The following is an 18,444-nucleotide window of genomic DNA, read 5'->3' as shown; positions in this document are numbered from 1 at the left end:
ATGGACGCTAAACTTTGCGTAAACCCTTTGCAAACATTGCAGTTAAGTTTTACGCAAATTCAGCAACTCATGATATTTATCTGAAATAACCTTCATATTAATATCATAATTCGCATTCTCCTTTACAAATTTTCGATTCTCTAAAATAGCATTATTTCGAGATTCAACATTTTCAAAAGACCAAATTAATTCTTCAGCCAGCATTTCGATATTGTCAATTTCAATCAATTGCCCGTTTTCACGATGTTTGATCCAGCTTTGATTCCCCGGAATATCTGAAACTACCGGATAACAACTGCAAGCCATAGCCTCAAACAACGAGGCAGAAACACCTTCGGTAATGGGCATACTGATATAAATATTCGATTCCTGTAATAATTTCGGAAGTTCCGTATTCGGAATTCTACCTGTAAAAATTACTTTGTTTTCGATTTGTAATTCCCAGGCTAAATCTTTTAAGAATTGCAATCTGGTTCCGTCTCCCACAATGGTCAAAGTGAAATCTATTCCTTTTTGATTTAAAAGAGCAAAAGATTTCAAAATAGAATCATGCCGATATTCTGGCTGTAAAGATCGCGTTACAATTGCTTCAATTTTATTTGAATTATTAATAGAAGGAGTGAAAAGCGTCAAATCAATTCCTTTTGGGATCACCAAAACTTTACTCATGTCAACGCCAATTGCTTTCATTGAAATGGTCATAACAGGTCCCCAGGCGTGAATCAAATCGGCTTTTTTGAAAGCATGTTTCTGAATGATTTTTTTTAGTGGTAATAAAATAGAACCGTCAGGCCATAAATCAGTTCGGCCTTGCTGTGCAATTGCAATCGGATGCAGACCTGAAATCGCTGCAAGAAAACCATAACTGGTCGTTCTCTCTGCAATAATCATGTCCGGTTTTTCGCGTCGGATTGTTTTTCGAATAGAAAGAGGAGAGCGCGCATATTCTAAAATACGTTTAAATCGATTCAGTTTTGAAGTATTTGGTGTTTGAAGTTCCCAAGTGCAGATTTCAAAATCGCCAAATTCCTTCAAACCTTTCATCCACGTGATAGCGTCCGCACGATACGATTCTCCCAGAAAAAGTATTTTCCTTTTTTTCATTCGGCAAACTTAATTTTTTTGCCACGAATTTCACGAATGGCACGAATTTAATTAGTGGAAATTAGTGAAATTCGTGGCAAAACTTTATTAATATTAAAACTCATCTGTGTCTAAAGCACGATTGATGAACTCATTTAATGGTTTTAATGCGATTAATTTCCTGCTCATTTTGGCAACGAAATCTTTTTGAGTCACTTCGGCAATATCATATTTTTGAGTTGCCATAAAGCTTTTCAGTTTTAAAAATGCAATCGCCGGATGGTCTTTTTCATAACCACGTGGCATGCTTTTAAGTGAATTAGTTTCGTTTATATCTAAACTTCCAAATTCCTTTTTAAAGTTTTTATCAGCCAAAATAGCTTCTAAATCCTCATGAAAAAAAGCAATTTCTTTACGTACTTTTTTCAAGTCTTCAGCTTCTGGTGAATAAAATCCGCCGGCAATAAAACTGGCGCCTTTTTCAATATGAACATAATATCCCGAACGATTAGCGCCTTTAGCCCCGGCAGACATCCAAACACCTAAATGTGCTTTATAAGGTGATTTATCTTTAGAGAATCGAATGTCACGATTAATTCGGAAAGTACAGTTTTTAACTTCCAATAATTCCAAAGAAGGATCGAGCGGTTTCATTACATCCAAAAAATCACTCACCAATTGATGATAATCTTTCTTGAAGATCTCGTATCGTTTTTTATTGTCCTGAAACCAATCTCTATTGTTGTTCTTTTTTAAATCGTCTAAAAATTGCAATGATTCTTTCGTTAGCATATTAGTTTTTTATTGCAGTTGTTTTTTTAAATCTTCTTCTGTTGTTAAACCTATTAGCTTCTTTCGTACGCCTTTGTTTTCGTAGATTAAAATAGTGGGAAGCTGAGTGATTTTCATTGTTTCTGCCAAAGATTTGTTTTTATCTACATCAATTCGGATGATAACAACTTTATCTGCCATTTCTTTTTGCATTTTCAAAAGGTACGGTTCCATTTGTTTGCAAGGCCCACACCATTCGGCATAAAAATCAACTAAAACTTTTTTGTCCGTATTTAATAAATCATTGAAATCATTCATCGTCATTCCAACCTGAGCCGTTGATGGATTCGATAATCCTGCTTCGCTCCAGTTTAAGAAGCCACCGTCTAACTCATAAATAGTAGTAAAACCAAGTTCCTGAAGTTTTGCAGCTGCTTTTTTACTTCTTCCTCCGCTTAAGCAATAGACAAAAACAGGTTTTGATTTGTCATAAGATTCGGTTTTAGCTGTAAAATCATCGCTGTTCCAGTTTACGTTTACAGCATTATCAATATGTTCCGATCCAAATTCTTCGGGAGTTCTAACGTCTAAAATTTGAGGATTTTCAGTTGTTTTGATTTTATCTGCAAATTCTTTTGGAGCAATCGATTCAAAAGGTTTTATTTTTTGATCGTTGCAGGAAAATAATAGAATTGAAACTATAAGCAATATAATTTTGGGGAATTTCATGACGTTGAATTTAAAAAATAAAGTATTGCTAAAGTAATGATTTTTCATTTTTGATTTCATAACAGAATGGTAAAATCAATTTAGTACGAGGTTTTGTTTAAGTTTTCAACGTCACGCTTTAAACCTGAAACCTGAATCAAAATTTATAAATTGAATATCTTATAACTCTGATGCGTTGATTTTACAATTGCTTCGGTACGTTCCGGATGTGTGTCTGAAATAAAAAGTTGCCCGAAAGTTTCACTATTTACCATTTCGATGATTTTTGAAACACGGGTTTCATCTAGTTTATCAAAAATATCATCAAAAAGTAAAAGTGGTTTTACCCCGCTTTGTTTCTTCAAAAATTCAAATTGAGCCAGTTTCAAAGCAATCAAAAAAGATTTTTGCTGACCTTGAGATCCGAATTTTTTTATAGGATAAGAATCGATTTCAAAAGATAAATCGTCTTTATGGATTCCGACACTTGTATAATGAAGTGCCCGGTCCTTATTGATGTTTTCCTGTAAAAGAGTTAATAAGTCTTTTTCATAGAGATGACTTTCATAAACCAATTGCACGGTTTCTTCAGACCCTGTGATGGCCTGATGATGTACATTAAATATAGGTATAAATTGTTCCAGAAAATCTTTTCGCTTTTCGAAAATAGATTGTCCAAAACTATTTAACTGCTCATTATATATAGATAAGGTATCATTATCAAAAGTATGATTCAGGGCGAAATACTTTAAAAGCGCATTTCTCTGCACGATTACCTTTTGATATTGAATAAGCTGATGCAGGTAAGTGGAGTTTAATTGCGAAATCACGCTGTCCATAAATTTACGACGTGTCTCACTTCCTTCCACAATTAAATCGCGATCTGCAGGTGAAATAATTACAAGTGGAATAAATCCGATATGATCTGAGAATTTGTCGTAAGCTTTGCCGTTTCTTTTTAAAACTTTCTTCTGTCCCTTTTTTAAACTGCAGACAATTTGTTCTGTTCTGTCATTTTTCACTATTTCAGCATCAATAACAAAGAACTCTTCTCCGTGCTTGATATTTTGAACCGCTAACGGATTAAAATAACTTTTTCCATAAGCCAAATGATAGATTGCATCAAGCACATTAGTCTTGCCAATTCCGTTTTTGCCGACAAAACAATTGATCTTGAGGTCAAAATCGAAACTGACTTCAGAGAAATTTTTATAATTGAATAAAGAAATTTTGTTTAAATGCATTTTTTAAGAAACTCTAGGGTAAAATCTGATGTTTTAGAACAGCAAAAATTTGAGGGTGCAAATTATCGAAAATTATTGATATAAAAGGCTTTTGGCGTGTTTCAAGATGAATTATTTTAGTGCTGAGAAGAAAGGACTTAGCATTCAGAAAAATATTTTTTTTAAAATAGTGATAAAATTGATTTTTTTTACCTCAGTTTCAATAAAAATTTTATTTTTGCCGTTCACTAAATTAATTTTAAATGGCTACTTACAATAAAAGAGGATATAAAGCACCAAAAGAAAAGGAAGTTAAAGAAGTAACTGAAGAAACACAGGTAATCATTGACGAAAAAGACAGCACAACAGCTGGTGTTTTTTCTAAATTAGATGAAACTGCTTCAAGAACTGAGGATTGGGTTGCTAAAAATCAAAAAATCATTATTGGTTTAGTTGCTGGTATTGCGGTTGCTACTATTGGATATTTGGCTTACCAAAAATTTATCGAAGCTCCTAAGCAAGATGAGGCTGCAAACGAAATGTTTGTTGCTCAACAAAACTTCCAAAAAGCGACTGATGGTGTTGCAAGTGATTCATTATACAAATTAGCTTTGAATGGTTCTGAAGGTAAATTCGGATTCGTGAAAATTGCTGATGAGTATTCTGGAACTGATGCTGGAAACTTAGCAAATTATTATGCTGGTATGGCATATTTGAATACAGGTAAATTTGATGACGCTATTAAATACCTAGGTAACTTTAAATCTGAAGATTTGATTTTAAGTGCTTTGGCAAAAGGTGCTATCGGAGATGCTTATTCTCAAAAAAATCAACAAAAAGAGGCTTTAGAGTATTACGTGAAAGCTGCTGAGTCTAATAAAAATGATTTTACAACGCCTCGTTTCTTATTAAAAGCTGGTAAAACTGCTTTGGCTTTAGGTCAAAAAGAGGACGCTTTGAAATATTTAACTGATATTAAAGAAAACTTCGATGCAACTCCAGAAGCAGCTTCTGTTGATGTATTGATTGGATTAGCACAATAAAAATTTTAGACTTTAGATTTAAGATTGTAGATTTGTAATTAAGAATCTAAAATTCTGAAATCAAAAATCTAAAATAGTACAGATGGCTACCGAAAATAAAAATTTATCAGAATACGATAAAAACACAATCCCAAATGCGAAAGACTTTCGATTTGGGATTGTTGTTTCTGAATGGAACGAAACCATTACGGAAGGACTTTATAATGGCGCTTTTGACGCCTTAGTTGATTGTGATGTACCTACACAACAAATTATTCGTTGGAATGTTCCAGGGAGTTTTGAGTTGATTTATGGTGCAAAGAAAATGTTGCAAACACAAAACGTAGATGCCGTTATTGTAATTGGATGTGTAATTCAGGGAGAAACAAAACATTTTGATTTTGTATGCGAAGGTGTTACACAAGGAATTAAAGATTTGAATGTTCAAACTGATATTCCGGTTATTTTTTGTGTTTTGACAGATAATAACATGCAGCAATCAATCGATAGAAGCGGGGGAGTTCACGGAAACAAAGGAACCGAAGCGGCAATTGCAGCAATTAAGATGGCGTATATTCGTCAGCAGGCTTCAATGTCCCATCCTTTTAACCAGCCTTTATTGACTTCAGGTGCGCTTCAGATCGAAGAAACGCCAATAAAAATCGAGAACGAATAAAACACAATTGTTTTAAAAATACTAAAACCTATACTTTGTAAAATAGTATAGGTTTTTTTATGCTTTTTTTGGGAATTTGTTAAGGATAAGTTGGTTAGGAAATATATTACATTTGAAATAATCTGTAAATTAAATTTCTATGAAAAAACAATTATTTCTTATTGGTTTTATTTTTCTTTCCTGTGTAGGGTATTCTCAGAATGGTATTAATAAGGACTTGAAAATTGAATTAGATTCAATTATGAAGTCAGATCAAATCCTTAGGGAATTTGTTGATTCCGAAACTTCCGAAGATCGTAAAAAGGAGATATTAAAAGAGGTTGGTCGCGAAAATGATCCTTCGTTTAGAAAAAATATTTGGTCAGCAATAAATAAGCAAGATTCGATTAATTTAATTAAAATTGAAAAAATTATTGCAGTTTATGGTTATCCGGGAAAAAGCTTAGTAGGAGAACCAACGAATGAATCTGCATGGTTTGTTATCCAGCACAGTTCTAAAATTGCCAATTATTTACCTATGATTGAAGAAGCAGCCAAAAAAGGAGAAATTCCATTTACAAAATATGCTATGATGCAAGATCGTTATTTGACACAACAAGGAAAGGAGCAAATTTACGGAACGCAGGGGCAGGGGAAACAAGTAACAAATAAGGAAACAGGAAAAAAGGAATTTTTTAATTACATATCTCCAATAGAAAATCCTGAAAAAGTTAATGAACTTCGAAAAAAAGCTGGCTTTACAAGTACTGTCGAAGAGAATGCTAAAAGAATGGGGATAGAATATAAAGTTTACACCTTAGATGAAATAGCAAAAATTAATTAAATAGAGGGGTAGTTGTATGCAATCTTTCTGTTTTATAGAGGATTGTGGTTTTTGTTTTTTTTATGAGAGCTTAAGTTTAAAAAGCCAACAGAAATTCATTAAATTTGTACACCTTGATTTAGATTTCAAATCAAAAATCTCAAATCTTTAATCTACAATCTAAAATTTTAAATGTCGAGTATAATTCAATTACTTCCTGATCACGTTGCTAATCAAATTGCTGCTGGAGAAGTGGTTCAAAGACCAGCTTCAGTAGTAAAAGAGCTTTTAGAAAATGCTGTTGATGCTGATGCAACCGACATTAAATTAATCATTAAAGATGCTGGGAAATCATTAGTACAGGTTATCGATAATGGTAAAGGAATGAGTGTGACCGACGCACGTTTGTGCTTCGAACGTCACGCCACTTCAAAAATACGTCAGGCTGAAGATTTATTTTCTTTGTGCACTAAAGGTTTCCGCGGTGAGGCTTTGGCATCCATTGCGGCGATTGCCCATATGGAAATGAAAACCAAACAAGATCAAGAGGAACTAGGAACTCATATCGTAATTGAAGGCAGTAAATTCGTTTCCCAGGAGGTAGCAGTTTTACCAAAAGGAACTTCATTTGCAGTTAAAAATCTGTTTTTTAATATTCCGGCCCGTCGCAACTTCTTAAAATCAGATACGGTTGAATTTCGTCATGTTATGGATGAATTTCAGCGTGTAGCTTTGGCACATCCAAATATTCATTTTACGTTTTATCATAATGGCAGCGAAATGTACAATTTGCCTGCTGCTGGTTATCGCCAGCGTGTTGTTGGAATTTTCTCTGGGAAAACCAATGAGAAATTAGTTCCGGTTAATGAAGATACAGAAATTATAAACGTTCAAGGGTTTGTTTGTAAACCTGAATTCGCTAAGAAAAATAGAGGAGAACAATTCTTTTTCGTAAACGATCGTTTCATCAAAAGCGGTTATCTGCATCATGCGGTGATGGCAGCTTACGACGGACTTTTAAAAGATGGCTCTCAGCCAAGTTATTTCTTGTATCTGCAAGTTCCGCCAAATACTATCGATATCAACATTCATCCGACTAAAACAGAAATTAAGTTTGATGATGAACAAGCATTATATGCTATTTTAAGAGCTTCAATAAAACATAGTTTAGGACAGTTTAATGTGGCTCCGGTTCTCGACTTTGATCGTGATGCCAATTTAGATACACCTTACCATTATAAAGATTTAGAGGCCGAAACTCCAACGATTCAGGTTGACGGTACTTTTAATCCGTTTACGGATGATAAGACCAATCAGCATTATACAAAATCGGGTTCTTCGGGATCTGGTTACAGTTCAGGTTCGTCTTCTTCGTCTTCAGGTTCATCTTATTCCGGATATTCGAAAAGAGTAGAACCAACTACGAGTTGGGAAAGTTTATATGTAGGTTTGGATACCGAAAGTATAGAAAGTTCACCTTTTACTTTTGAAAATGAAGAAGTAACTTCGTCCTTGTTTAATGATGATGAGGTAGAAACAGCAAGTCAGAAAACATATCAAATTCATAAAAAATATATTGTTTCGCCTATAAAATCCGGGATGGTTATCGTTGATCAGCAACGTGCACACCAGCGTATTTTATACGAACAATTTTTACTGAATATGACGGTAAATCAGGCTTCGAGTCAGCAACTGTTATTTCCTTTGAATTTGTTTTATTCTTCAGATGAGATGACATTAATTGAAGAATTGAAACCTTCATTAGAAACAACAGGTTTTGTTTTTGATGAAGTACAGACTGATCATATTGTAATTTCAGGAATTCCTGTAAATATTACAGAAAGTGAAGTTTCCTTAGTAATCGAGCAATTATTAAGTGATTTACAAGACGGAATTCCGGCGAGTAGCTATAGTCAGAACGATACAATAGCAAAATCGATGGCTAAAAGTTTAGCGGTTAAAACAGGATCTTATTTAACCGAAAAAGAACAAGATAATTTGGTAAACGGTTTGTTTGCCTGCAAAGATCCCAATATTTCACCTTTTCAAAAACCTACTTTCATCACAATGCGTGTTGAAGATATAGATAAAAAGTTTGCCGTATGATGAACATGACTCCAGTTGTAAAACAACTATTAATAATCAATATTATCTTTTTTATTGGTTCGCAGCTTGTGCCGGTTTCTTATGAATATTTGGCAATGTTTTTTCCTGAAAACCCTCATTTTGGAGGTTGGCAGCCTATTACGCATATGTTCATGCATGGTGGGATTATGCATATTGCTTTCAATATGTTTGCAATGGTTTCTTTTGGTTCTGCTCTTGAACATTTTTGGGGTGGTAAAAAATTCTTGTTTTTTTATATTTCCTGTGGTCTGGGTTCAGCACTATTACATACAGTGGTAAATTATTATTCTTTTCAGGATACTTTAAGCGCTTTAATAGCTAATGGTTTTCAGAAAGATGAAATTTTAAAACTTTTAAGTGAAGGAAAAATAGATACAAGATGGCAGGATGTAGTTTCTGTTTCGCAATTTAGTGCTTTTACTGATGCTTATATGGGAACAGTTGTTGGGGCTTCTGGGGCTATTTATGGTTTGCTGACCGCTTTTGCTTTTATGTTTCCTAATGCTGAATTGGGTATTATGTTTATTCCAATTCCAGTTAAAGCCAAATATTTTGTTCCGGGAATTTTAGCAATAGATTTGTTTTTAGGATTTAGAGGAAGTTCTTTATTTGGAAGTGGAGGTACAGGAATAGCCCATTTTGCACATATCGGAGGTGCCTTAACTGGGTTTTTAATTATGTGGTACTGGAAAAAAAATCAGTTTAATAGTAATCGTTGGAATTAATTTTTAACTTTAATATCGGAAACTAAAAAACAAGGGAAACTTTATGAATATTTTAGATGATTTAAAACTACAATATAAAATAGGAGGAGTCGCACTGCGTGTTATTTACTGGAATATTGCTTGTTTCCTGATTTCATTGGTGTTTTTTTATCAATATTCGGGTGGCGGTTTTGCTTATCCGAATTGGCTGGCTTTATCTTCAGATCCAAATAGTTTTTTATTCAGACCCTGGACACTTTTAACCTATGCCTTTTTTCATTCGTCATTTTTACATCTGTTGTTTAATATGATGGTTTTGAATTTTGCGAGCCAGTTGTTTCTAACCTTTTTTACACAAAAACAATATTTAGGACTGTATATCTTAAGTGCTATTTTCGCAGGAATTGTTTTTGTATTAAGTTATTACTTTTTAGGCTATTCTGCATCCATAGTTGGCGCTTCTGCTGCAATTATGGCTATTTTAGTGGCAGCAACGACCTATCAGCCGTTAATGAATGTTCGTTTGTTATTAATCGGAAATGTAAAATTGTGGCACATTACAGCTGTAATTTTAATTTTGGATTTAATGCAGCTTCGTTTGGAAAATATGGGAGGCCATATTTCGCATTTAGCCGGCGCTTTATTTGGATTTATTTACATCAAGTTACTTCAGAACGGATCTGATTTGAGTATCATTATTTCCAGAACACTTGATTTCTTCGCAAATCTATTTAAAAAATCCCCTTCGACCCCATTCAAAAAAGTTCATAAAAATTATCAAAAACCTACAGAAAAAGTGACATCAAGAATTGTTACGAAAGACAAAACGCAGCAGCAAATTGATGAAATTTTAGATAAGATTAGCCAGTCCGGCTATGATTGTCTGACAAAAGAAGAAAAAGAGTTTTTATTTAAAGCTGGAAAATAATCCTTTTAGCAACAAAATATGAAAAACCTTTCGTGGTTTAATAAGATAATGTTCTTTTTGAATATAGTGTTAACTGTGCTTACATTTAGCGTCTATATTTTACCCTTTCTAGCACCTAAGAGCTTTCCGCTTTTATCGGTGCTTACGCTGTTTATGCCTGCTTTTTTTGTGCTGAACGCATTCTTCTTTATTTACTGGGCTATTCAGTTTAAAAAGCGCCTCATTCTGTCTGGTTTAGTTTTGCTGACCGGAATTACATTCATCAGTAAGTTTTACAAATTTTCAGCAAAAGAATACGTTAAAGACGAAAAAGACTTTTCCGTAATGAGTTATAATGTGCGTTTATTTAATGTTTTTAAATGGCTGGATCGCGATGATATTCCAGAAAACATTAAAACTTTTATTGACGAAAAAGACCCGGATATTTTGTGCATTCAGGAATATTCGAATTCTGCTCATCTGGATTTAAAAGTGTACCCGCACCGTTATATTTTTATTGATGGAAATCAGATAAAAACAGGTCAGGCTATTTTTTCTAAATTCCCAATCTTGTATGAAGGGAATATCATCTTTCCAAATTCAGATAACAATGTGATCTATGCGGATATCAAGCGAGGAAAAGATATTATTCGTGTTTATAATATGCACTTGCAGTCTATCAAAATTTCACCGGACGTCGATAAAATCTCTAATGATATTGATAATGTAAATCAGCAAAAATCGCAATTAATTTATACCAGAATAAGTAAAGGATTTAGACAGCAGCAAGAACAGGCCGAAATATTTAAAGAGAATATTAAGCAATGTAAAAATCCGATCATTATTTGTGGGGATATGAATAACAGTCCGTTCTCCTATGTATATCGAAATATAAAAGGAAAACTAAAAGATACTTTTGAAGAAGCTGGCGGCGGTTTTGGTGCAACTTATAAATTCCGTTATTACCCTGCGCGAATAGATTATATTTTTGCAGACAGTAAAATGAAAGTCAAACAATTTGAAAGTTTTTCTGATTTCGAAAACTCGGATCATTATCCAATTATGACCAGGCTTTCAATGGAATAATTTATTTAACCTCAAATAGCGCAAAGAATAAAAACCGCAAAGTTCGCAAAGCTATAGATTAAGCTTTGCGAACTTTGCGTAAATCTTTGCGCTCTTTGAGGTTAAATGAAGCTTTACAAGTTTAACTTTCTGTATTGTAATGGAGATTTTTGTTTTAATTCTTTAAACTTCCTATTGAAATTGGAAATATTATTAAAACCGCATAATTCTGCAATTTCCAGAACAGAGAGTTCGCTATTGTTTGCCAATAATTTTGAAGCATGTTCAATTCTCACTTCAATTAAAAACTGAAAAAAAGACTTGTTCGTCCGGACTTTAAAATACCGGCAAAACGCATTTTTAGTCATATTGGCAATAGAGGCAATCTCATCTAAATTGATGTTTTTCTGAAAGTTAGTCATAACGTGTTCAAAAACGGTCTGCATTCTTTTTCCTTCATTATCAGTGATTTTTTTATCATATAAATGATTAGATAAGAGTTCTTTATCATTATTTGACAGCCATTTTATAATTCCTAAAAACAAAAGAAAGCGCTCGTAATTATCTGCTTTTTTTAATTTTTTAAATGACTTGGTAATTTTTTTTGGTGCGTTATGAATGATGAAGCCATTTTTGCTGCTTTCTAGAAAAGGATGGATATTTTTAAAAGTAGTGAGAGAGAAAAAATCTTTTCCAAATGAGTTTGTTGTAAAAAATAAGGTAAGCATTATCGAAGGCTCATTTTCATGTACTTCACTCCTGAAGACATGGGGTAAATTACTACCAATAACCAATATATCGCCTTCACGATAATGGGAGATAGTATCACCGGCAAAAACAGCGCCTTCCCCTTTTTCGATAAAACTGATTTGAATTTCTTCGTGTTGATGGAGCTTGTCGTAAAAAACAATCTCTCTATCTTCTTGATATATAAGGGGATCTTCTCCCGATTTTGGAATTTTAAATGGAAAAACTTTCATGGTTGGTTCAGGTTAGTTAGATCAAATATATTTTATTTACTCAAAAAAATAGCAATATATTAGTTTGTTTTTTGCTTAAATTGGATATATAGGGTAATATAGTATCTGTTTGAGGTAATTTATCAGCCTCCTGCTTTGTTCAATATAAATAATTTTGATTCCAATTAAAATCGATATTATGAGTATTCAATGGAAAGGCGTAATGCCGGCAGTAACGACAAAATTTACTGCAGATGATAAATTAGACTTCAGAATGTTTGAAGTAAATTTAAAAGCACAACTAGAAGCCGGGGTTGAAGGAATCATTCTTGGCGGTACTTTGGGAGAAGCCAGTACACTTCTGGAAGAAGAAAAAAGAGAATTAGTAACAAGCACTGTTAGTATGGTTAACAATCAGGTGCCTGTAATAATGAATATTGCGGAACAAACTACTCGCGGAGCAATTTTAGCAGCCAATAAAGCAGAACAAGATGGAGCAAAAGGTCTAATGATGCTGCCTCCAATGCGTTATAATGCTTCTGATTTTGAAACCGTAACTTATTTCTCTGAAGTAGCAAAAAATACATCACTACCTATAATGGTTTACAATAATCCTGTGGATTATAAAATCGAAGTTACGCTTGATATGTTTGAAGAAATTTTAAAATTTGATAATATTCAGGCCGTAAAAGAATCAACAAGAGATATATCGAATGTAACAAGAATGATCAATCGTTTTGGGGATCGCTTAAAAATTTTATCAGGAGTTGATACTTTGGCTTTAGAAAGTTTATTAATGGGATCTCACGGATGGGTTTCAGGTTTGGTTGATGCTTTTCCAAGAGAGACAGTAGCAATTTATAAATTGGCAAAAGCGGGGCAAATTGATGAAGCGCTAAAAATATACAGATGGTTCTTACCTTTATTAGAATTAGATATTAATTCATTTTTGGTTCAAAACATTAAGCTTGCAGAAGTAGCAACTGGTATTGGAACAGAAAATGTTCGTGCGCCAAGATTACCACTGCGTGGTTCTGAAAGAGAAAAGGTTTTAGCTATTATTGCAAAAGCTTTAGAATCAAGACCAACATTACCTGATTATAAAAATTTATAGTAGTCAACGAATAGAATTGATTTTGCAAATTTCTTCTTTTAAGAAATGTAAAGTATTCATTCAAAAACAAAAAATAGTATGATTACAGGAAAAAATTATGTGGGAAGTTCACTTAAAGCTGCAGGAGAAAAAACATTTAAAACATTTAATCCGCAGTTAGATAAGGAAAATCCCTGGGTTTTTACAGAAGCTACTCAGGAAGAAATTGAAGAAGCTGTTACGTTAGCTAATCGGGCATTTGGAACCTATAAAAATTGTTCCGGTCTTGAAAAAGCTGTTTTTTTAAACGCTATTGCTGATGAAGTTTTAGCTTTAGGAGATAATTTGTTGGTTCAGTATTGTAGCGAATCCGGATTCCCGATGGGAAGAGCAGAAGGAGAACGCGGCAGAATGGTTGGTCAGTTACGTGCGTTTGCCCAAATGCTTGCTGAGGGAAGCTGGGTTCAGGCTACAATTGATACAGCATTACCAGACAGACTTCCGGCTCCAAAAGAAGATTTGCGAAAAATATTGGTTCCGCTAGGTCCTGTTGTCGTTTTTGGATCCAGTAATTTTCCATTTGCATTTTCAACTGCTGGCGGAGATACTGCTTCAGCCTTAGCTGCAGGCTGTCCTGTAATTGTAAAAAGTCACTCGATGCATGTTGGTACTGGTGAAATGGTTGCTTCGGCAATTATTAAGGCAGCACAAAAAACAAATATGCCAGAAGGTGTTTTCTCTAATCTTGTTGGTGGCGGAACAACGCTTGGCGCGAGTTTAGTTAAACATCCGTTGGTTAAAGCAGTTGGTTTTACCGGTAGTATTCGTGCCGGAAGAGCCTTGTTTGATCTTGCTTCACAGCGCCCTGAGCCTATTCCGGTTTTTGCCGAAATGGGAAGCATAAACCCGGTAGTTTTTTTGCCAGAAGCACTTAAAACAAATAGTCAAAAATGGGCCACTGCATATGCAGGATCAATTACTCTTGGTGCCGGTCAGTTTTGTACCAATCCGGGTTTATTAATTGGGATAAAGGGAGCAGAGTTAAATCAGTTTTCATCAGAATTAGCAGAAGCAATTGAAAAGATATCGCCATTTTGTATGTTACATCCTTCAATGAAAGATAGTTTTGAAGAAGGTTCAGCAACCATGATGGCCCAAAATGGAGTTTCTAAAATTGCGGAATATAAAGGCGAGGCAGCTCCTAATTACGGAGTACAGAAGGTTTTGACCGTTGATGGTAAAACTTTTTTAGAGAATAAAACTTTAAGTCATGAGGTTTTTGGACCCGTTTCTATTCTTGTACAATGCGATGATGAAGAACAGTTACTAAGAATTGTCAGCCAATTAGACGGGCAGTTAACAGGTACAATCATTGGAGAAGCAAACGAATTAAAAGAATATAATGAACTAATTGATGGAATGCAAAACAGAGTAGGGCGTTTGATTTTTAATGGCGTTCCTACCGGAGTTGAAGTTTGCCCTTCTATGATTCACGGAGGCCCTTATCCTGCTTCTTCTGATTCCAGATTTACTGCAGTTGGAATTCATGCTGTTTACCGTTGGGTGCGACCCTTTAGTTATCAAAATTGGCCAAATGACTTGTTACCGGCGGAATTACAAGATGAAAATCCATTGCAAATTTTAAGAACGTTAAATAATATTCAAACAAAATCTAAGGTATAACAATGTCAAAGAAAACTTTTTTTTGTGTAGATGCACACACTTGCGGAAATCCCGTAAGAGTTGTAGCTGGTGGCGGGCCTAATTTGGACGGAGCCAATATGAGTGAAAAACGTCAGCATTTTTTAAAAGAATTTGATTGGATCCGTAAAGGGTTAATGTTTGAACCTCGTGGTCATGACATGATGAGCGGAAGTATTTTGTATCCGCCAAGTAATCCGGACAATGATTTCGGAATTTTATTTATCGAAACGTCGGGATGTTTGCCAATGTGTGGCCACGGAACAATTGGAACCATCACTATCGCAATTGAAGAAGGTTTGATTACCCCAAAAGTACCTGGGAAAATAAAAATGGAAGCGCCGGCCGGTTTGGTTAATATTGAATACCAACAAACCGGAAGTAAAGTAGATTGGGTACGTTTGACGAATGTAAAATCGTATCTGGCTGCTGAAGGTTTGACAATTGATTGTCCTGAACTGGGAGAAATTACTTTTGATGTTGCTTACGGCGGAAATTATTACGCGATCGTAGATCCGCAAGAGAATTTTTCGGGAATTCAGGATTTTACAGCCAGCAAAATTATTCAGTTTAGCCAGGAAGTCCGTAAACGAATCAACGCAAAATATCCGGATTATTTTATTCATCCGCAAAATGATACCATTCGTGATGTGAGTCATATGTTGTGGACAGGCGAACCTCTTGATCCGACTTCATCTGGAAGAAATGCTGTTTTTTACGGGGATAAAGCGATCGATCGTTCGCCATGTGGTACTGGAACTTCAGCAAGAATAGCGCAATTGCATGCTAAAGGAAAACTTAAAATGGGTGAAGATTTTATTCACGAAAGTTATATCGGAAGCAAGTTTATTGGACGAGTTGTTGAGGAAACAAGTATTGGAGAAATTCCGGCAATTGTACCAAGCATTCAGGGCTGGGCAAAAGTGTACGGCTACAATACCATCATGATCGACGAGTCAGATGATCCGTATGCGCATGGTTTTCAGGTGATTTAAAAACTAATAAAAATTTCAGTTCATTGAAGGAGTATAATACTTCTTCAATGAATTTTTTAATTCTGCAAAAATGAAAAAAGTAAGTATAATTGGTGGAGGTATAATTGGTCTGTGTTCAGCATATTATCTTGCTAAAGATGGTTTTGAGGTAACCATTTTTGATCAGTCGGCGATGGATGACGGTTGTTCGTACGGAAACGCGGGGATGATTGTTCCGTCGCACATCATTCCGTTGGCACAACCCGGCATGATTGCACAGGGAATGAAATGGATGTTTGATAGTAAAAGTCCGTTTTATGTAAAACCAAGATTAAATGCTGATTTGATTAAATGGGGGCTTCAGTTTTACAAACATGCTAACGAAAAACATGTCGAAAAAGCGATGCCCGCACTTCGTGATTTATCCTTGTTGAGTAAAGAATTGTATCAGGATTTTGCCAAGGAAAATAATTCTTTTTTCTACGAAGAAAAAGGACTTTTGATGTTGTATAAAACAGAAAAAGTTGGGCACGAAATGTTTCTTGAGGGAAGAGAAGCAGAGAAGTTAGGACTGAAAGTGGATTATCTTTCAGCAGAAGCAGTTGCGAAATTAGAGAAAGGTACTAAAACAAATGTTTTAGGCGGAATTCATTATACAGGCGATGCTCATTTATATCCGCAGAAATTTATGCAATTTATCAAGCAGGAGCTGGCACAATTGAATGTTGAGATTCATTCGGGTGCCACAGTGCAGGATTTTGTCTTTGACCAAAATAAAATTACAAAAATTGTAACAAGCAAGGGTACATTTGCGACTGATGAAGTAGTGTTGGCTGCTGGTTCATGGAGTCCTTCATTGGCAAAGAAACTTGGAATTTCAGTTTCAATTTTACCAGGAAAAGGATATAGTTTTACTTTAAAAGATAAAAACCACAAACCTTCAATTCCTTCTATTTTGTGTGAAGGAAAAGTAGCGGTAACGCCAATGAATACTGATATTCGTTTTGGAGGTACAATGGAAATTACACATACGGGAGATACTCAAATAAATAAAAACAGATTGCAGGGAATTGTGAATAGTATCAATGAATTTTATCCGGAAATGGAAGTTGGAATGCCCGAAACGCAAGATACGTGGTTTGGATTCAGACCTTGTACACCTTCAGGAATGCCAATAATCAATCGGTCAAAAAAAATCGTAAATTTAACTTTCGCTACAGGGCACGCCATGATGGGTTTAAGTCTTGCGCCGGCGACAGGAAGAATAATTACAGAAATTATTTCAGGCAAAACAACTTCTGTAGATACTAAAATGTTCCAATTATAAAATATGAGATACGATTCGATTCCAGTTTCTTTATTCGAAAATAACCGAAAACGGTTTGTTGAAAAGATGCAAAACAATAGTTTGGCAATTCTTACATCTAATGATGTGATGCCCAATAATGCTGATGATGTAATGGGATTTGCACAAAACAACGATTTGTTTTATTTGTGCGGAATTGAACAGGATGAAACTATTTTAGTACTTTATCCGGATGCTTTTAAAGAGGAAAATCGAGCCATTTTATTTGTAAAAGAAGTTAGTGAACAAACTTTAATTTGGGATGGCGATTTTTTGACCAAAGAAAAAGTTTCGGCTATTTCCGGAATTAAAACCGTAAAATGGATTCACGAATTTGAAAAAACAATACAGTTTTTTGCGTTTGAAGCAGATAAAATCTATTTAGGACACAACGAACATATTAAAAGAGTGACAAGTGAAATGAATACACGTCAGGATCGTATGATTCAGTGGTGTAAGCAAAAATATCCGTTGCATAAATACGAGCGCGTTGCTAAAATTACGAGAGAACTGCGTCCGATAAAATCGGATGAAGAAATCGACTTGATTAGAAAATCGATTTCAATTAGTGTAAAAGGATTCAAATCGTTATTAACAGCCGTAAAACCGGATGTAAAAGAATATGAACTAGAAGCAGAATTAGCTTATCAATATATAAAGAATGGAGGAAATCGTCATGCTTTCAAACCTATTATAGCTTCTGGTAAAAACGCCTGCGCACTTCATTATAACACCAATGATTCGGTTTGTAAAGAAGGCGAAATGATTTTGGTAGATTTTGGTGTTTGTTATGCCAATTATAATTCAGATACCACACGGTGTATTCCGGTAAACGGAAAATTTTCAGCTCGTCAGAAAGAAGTTTATGAATCGGTTTTACATTGTTTAAAGGAAGGATCTAAGTTTTTGAAACCAGGAATTCTGTCAAAAGATTACGAATTGCAAATGGTAAAACTAATTGAAGCGGAATTGATTAAATTGCGATTAATTAGCCCTGAGGAAATCGCAAATCAGGATCCTGAAATTCCAGCGTATAAAAAATATTTCATGCATGGAACGGCGCATCATTTAGGACTTGATGTTCATGATGTTGGGTTGTATTCTAGAGCATTTGAAAAAGGAATGGTCTTAACCTGCGAACCCGGGATTTATATTCGGGAAGAAGGAATTGGATGCCGCCTGGAAAATGATTATTTATTGACAGAGGATGGAAATATCAATTTATCTGAAGAAATGCCAATTGAAATTAAAGATATTGAACACTTATTAAACAACAAATAAACC

At 34.7% G+C, this 18,444-nt stretch carries 17 protein-coding genes; 12 read left to right on the top strand and 5 right to left on the bottom strand.

Annotated elements, in window-relative coordinates:
• Positions 1 to 42: 42 nt before the first annotated feature.
• The 4 genes from Q7C23_RS16670 to recF form a co-directional block, all read right to left on the bottom strand.
• Positions 43 to 1,104, bottom strand: a complete 1,062-nt coding sequence (locus Q7C23_RS16670; RefSeq protein WP_375033588.1) for a glycosyltransferase — start codon at positions 1,102 to 1,104, stop codon at positions 43 to 45.
• A 93-nt stretch (positions 1,105 to 1,197) separates the two neighbouring features.
• On the bottom strand, positions 1,198 to 1,875 hold the full coding sequence (locus Q7C23_RS16665) for a DUF2461 domain-containing protein (protein ID WP_375033587.1): 678 nt from the start codon (positions 1,873 to 1,875) through the stop codon (positions 1,198 to 1,200).
• Between the two features lie 9 nt (positions 1,876 to 1,884).
• Positions 1,885 to 2,583: a thioredoxin domain-containing protein gene (locus tag Q7C23_RS16660; protein WP_375033586.1), complete on the bottom strand. Its 699-nt coding sequence runs from the start codon at positions 2,581 to 2,583 to the stop codon at positions 1,885 to 1,887.
• 143 nt (positions 2,584 to 2,726) lie between these two features.
• Entirely contained in the window at positions 2,727 to 3,806 is a 1,080-nt protein-coding gene (gene recF, locus Q7C23_RS16655) for a DNA replication/repair protein RecF (protein ID WP_375033585.1), read from the bottom strand.
• A gap of 242 nt (positions 3,807 to 4,048) precedes the next feature.
• Here recF and Q7C23_RS16650 point away from each other — a divergent pair, with 242 nt between their 5' ends.
• The 7 genes from Q7C23_RS16650 (at position 4,049) to Q7C23_RS16620 (ending at position 11,109) form a co-directional block, all read left to right on the top strand.
• Positions 4,049 to 4,828: a tol-pal system YbgF family protein gene (locus tag Q7C23_RS16650; protein WP_375033584.1), complete on the top strand. Its 780-nt coding sequence runs from the start codon at positions 4,049 to 4,051 to the stop codon at positions 4,826 to 4,828.
• Positions 4,829 to 4,910: 82 nt separating this feature from the next.
• Positions 4,911 to 5,483 (top strand): 6,7-dimethyl-8-ribityllumazine synthase, encoded by a 573-nt coding sequence (gene ribH / locus Q7C23_RS16645; protein WP_375033583.1) that lies wholly within the window; start codon positions 4,911 to 4,913, stop codon positions 5,481 to 5,483.
• A gap of 139 nt (positions 5,484 to 5,622) precedes the next feature.
• Positions 5,623 to 6,306 carry a DUF6624 domain-containing protein gene (locus Q7C23_RS16640; RefSeq protein WP_375033582.1) on the top strand — a complete coding sequence of 228 codons (684 nt, stop codon included), beginning with the start codon at positions 5,623 to 5,625 and terminating at the stop codon, positions 6,304 to 6,306.
• Positions 6,307 to 6,477: 171 nt separating this feature from the next.
• Complete coding sequence (gene mutL, locus Q7C23_RS16635) at positions 6,478 to 8,391, top strand: DNA mismatch repair endonuclease MutL (RefSeq protein ID WP_375033581.1); 1,914 nt, start codon at positions 6,478 to 6,480, stop codon at positions 8,389 to 8,391.
• On the top strand, positions 8,388 to 9,137 hold the full coding sequence (locus tag Q7C23_RS16630; protein ID WP_375033580.1) for a rhomboid family intramembrane serine protease: 750 nt from the start codon (positions 8,388 to 8,390) through the stop codon (positions 9,135 to 9,137). The genes mutL and Q7C23_RS16630 overlap by 4 nt, the downstream gene beginning before the upstream one ends.
• Positions 9,138 to 9,180: 43 nt before the next feature.
• Positions 9,181 to 10,044 (top strand): rhomboid family intramembrane serine protease, encoded by an 864-nt coding sequence (locus tag Q7C23_RS16625; protein ID WP_375033579.1) that lies wholly within the window; start codon positions 9,181 to 9,183, stop codon positions 10,042 to 10,044.
• An 18-nt stretch (positions 10,045 to 10,062) separates the two neighbouring features.
• Positions 10,063 to 11,109, top strand: a complete 1,047-nt coding sequence (locus Q7C23_RS16620) for an endonuclease/exonuclease/phosphatase family protein (RefSeq protein WP_375033578.1) — start codon at positions 10,063 to 10,065, stop codon at positions 11,107 to 11,109.
• A 113-nt stretch (positions 11,110 to 11,222) separates the two neighbouring features.
• Here the strand turns inward: Q7C23_RS16620 and Q7C23_RS16615 are convergent, their stop codons facing one another.
• Positions 11,223 to 12,068 (bottom strand): AraC family transcriptional regulator, encoded by an 846-nt coding sequence (locus Q7C23_RS16615; protein WP_375033577.1) that lies wholly within the window; start codon positions 12,066 to 12,068, stop codon positions 11,223 to 11,225.
• A gap of 178 nt (positions 12,069 to 12,246) precedes the next feature.
• Between Q7C23_RS16615 and Q7C23_RS16610 the strand changes: the two genes are divergently transcribed.
• The 5 genes from Q7C23_RS16610 to Q7C23_RS16590 all read left to right on the top strand — a co-directional run bounded on the left by Q7C23_RS16610 (position 12,247) and on the right by Q7C23_RS16590 (position 18,441).
• The gene (locus Q7C23_RS16610) at positions 12,247 to 13,161 is read left to right on the top strand and encodes a dihydrodipicolinate synthase family protein (RefSeq protein ID WP_375033576.1); all 915 of its coding nucleotides are present in this window, start codon (positions 12,247 to 12,249) and stop codon (positions 13,159 to 13,161) included.
• A gap of 78 nt (positions 13,162 to 13,239) precedes the next feature.
• Positions 13,240 to 14,823 carry an aldehyde dehydrogenase (NADP(+)) gene (locus Q7C23_RS16605; protein WP_375033575.1) on the top strand — a complete coding sequence of 528 codons (1,584 nt, stop codon included), beginning with the start codon at positions 13,240 to 13,242 and terminating at the stop codon, positions 14,821 to 14,823.
• Between the two features lie 2 nt (positions 14,824 to 14,825).
• The gene (locus Q7C23_RS16600; protein WP_375033574.1) at positions 14,826 to 15,836 is read left to right on the top strand and encodes a 4-hydroxyproline epimerase; all 1,011 of its coding nucleotides are present in this window, start codon (positions 14,826 to 14,828) and stop codon (positions 15,834 to 15,836) included.
• A 70-nt stretch (positions 15,837 to 15,906) separates the two neighbouring features.
• A complete protein-coding gene (locus Q7C23_RS16595) occupies positions 15,907 to 17,142 on the top strand; it encodes an NAD(P)/FAD-dependent oxidoreductase (protein WP_375033573.1) in 1,236 nt (411 codons plus the stop codon).
• Positions 17,143 to 17,145: 3 nt separating this feature from the next.
• Positions 17,146 to 18,441, top strand: coding sequence for an aminopeptidase P N-terminal domain-containing protein (locus tag Q7C23_RS16590; protein ID WP_375033572.1), 1,296 nt, complete (start codon positions 17,146 to 17,148; stop codon positions 18,439 to 18,441).
• Positions 18,442 to 18,444: the final 3 nt, after the last annotated feature.

This window comes from Flavobacterium sp. LAR06 (genome assembly GCF_041946075.1).
Classification (GTDB): domain Bacteria; phylum Bacteroidota; class Bacteroidia; order Flavobacteriales; family Flavobacteriaceae; genus Flavobacterium.
Note: the sequence above shows the minus strand (reverse complement) of the source record. Positions and strands in the feature narration are given on the sequence as shown.

What these genes read in the sequence shown, in the direction of transcription:
- recF (WP_375033585.1), bottom strand. Translation starts at nt 3,806, where the DNA reads ATGCATTTAAACAAAATTTCTTTATTCAATTATAAAAATTTCTCTGAA.
- Q7C23_RS16600 (WP_375033574.1), top strand. Translation starts at nt 14,826, where the DNA reads ATGTCAAAGAAAACTTTTTTTTGTGTAGATGCACACACTTGCGGAAAT.
- Q7C23_RS16660 (WP_375033586.1), bottom strand. Translation starts at nt 2,583, where the DNA reads ATGAAATTCCCCAAAATTATATTGCTTATAGTTTCAATTCTATTATTT.
- ribH (WP_375033583.1), top strand. Translation starts at nt 4,911, where the DNA reads ATGGCTACCGAAAATAAAAATTTATCAGAATACGATAAAAACACAATC.
- Q7C23_RS16615 (WP_375033577.1), bottom strand. Translation starts at nt 12,068, where the DNA reads ATGAAAGTTTTTCCATTTAAAATTCCAAAATCGGGAGAAGATCCCCTT.
- Q7C23_RS16650 (WP_375033584.1), top strand. Translation starts at nt 4,049, where the DNA reads ATGGCTACTTACAATAAAAGAGGATATAAAGCACCAAAAGAAAAGGAA.
- Q7C23_RS16630 (WP_375033580.1), top strand. Translation starts at nt 8,388, where the DNA reads ATGATGAACATGACTCCAGTTGTAAAACAACTATTAATAATCAATATT.
- Q7C23_RS16590 (WP_375033572.1), top strand. Translation starts at nt 17,146, where the DNA reads ATGAGATACGATTCGATTCCAGTTTCTTTATTCGAAAATAACCGAAAA.
- Q7C23_RS16620 (WP_375033578.1), top strand. Translation starts at nt 10,063, where the DNA reads ATGAAAAACCTTTCGTGGTTTAATAAGATAATGTTCTTTTTGAATATA.
- Q7C23_RS16605 (WP_375033575.1), top strand. Translation starts at nt 13,240, where the DNA reads ATGATTACAGGAAAAAATTATGTGGGAAGTTCACTTAAAGCTGCAGGA.
- Q7C23_RS16665 (WP_375033587.1), bottom strand. Translation starts at nt 1,875, where the DNA reads ATGCTAACGAAAGAATCATTGCAATTTTTAGACGATTTAAAAAAGAAC.
- Q7C23_RS16625 (WP_375033579.1), top strand. Translation starts at nt 9,181, where the DNA reads ATGAATATTTTAGATGATTTAAAACTACAATATAAAATAGGAGGAGTC.
- Q7C23_RS16595 (WP_375033573.1), top strand. Translation starts at nt 15,907, where the DNA reads ATGAAAAAAGTAAGTATAATTGGTGGAGGTATAATTGGTCTGTGTTCA.
- Q7C23_RS16640 (WP_375033582.1), top strand. Translation starts at nt 5,623, where the DNA reads ATGAAAAAACAATTATTTCTTATTGGTTTTATTTTTCTTTCCTGTGTA.
- mutL (WP_375033581.1), top strand. Translation starts at nt 6,478, where the DNA reads ATGTCGAGTATAATTCAATTACTTCCTGATCACGTTGCTAATCAAATT.
- Q7C23_RS16610 (WP_375033576.1), top strand. Translation starts at nt 12,247, where the DNA reads ATGAGTATTCAATGGAAAGGCGTAATGCCGGCAGTAACGACAAAATTT.
- Q7C23_RS16670 (WP_375033588.1), bottom strand. Translation starts at nt 1,104, where the DNA reads ATGAAAAAAAGGAAAATACTTTTTCTGGGAGAATCGTATCGTGCGGAC.